At 50.8% G+C, this 321-nt stretch carries 2 rRNA genes; both read right to left on the bottom strand.

Annotation, left to right across the window (positions count from 1 at the left end):
- Positions 1-108: ribosomal RNA gene (gene rrf / locus ACYP2A_RS20440) — 5S ribosomal RNA — on the bottom strand; the annotation flags it as partial.
- A gap of 136 nt (positions 109-244) precedes the next feature.
- Positions 245-321: ribosomal RNA gene (locus ACYP2A_RS20435) — 23S ribosomal RNA — on the bottom strand; the annotation flags it as partial.

Raw genomic sequence — 321 nt, 5'->3', positions numbered from 1 at the left:
ATGACCTACTCTCACATGGAGAAGCTCCACACTACCATCGGCGATGCATCGTTTCACTGCTGAGTTCGGGATGGGATCAGGTGGTTCCAATGCTCTATGGTCGTCAAGAAATTCGGTAGCCGACCCGCCTTTCAGCGTTTCGGCAAATTCTGTGTGTGATGCGCAAAATGTTCGTCTGTTCTACAGCTTTCGGTTCAATCGTCTTCACACACCGCCACTGCTGTGCAGATGGCTTGGGTGTTATATGGTCAAGCCTCACGGGCAATTAGTATTGGTTAGCTCAACGCCTCACAGCGCTTACACACCCAACCTATCAACGTC

This window comes from Pseudomonas sp. 3A(2025), from assembly GCF_054589175.1.
The sequence above is the reverse complement of the archived record's forward strand: the minus strand, read 5'-3'. Positions and strand labels throughout refer to the sequence as shown.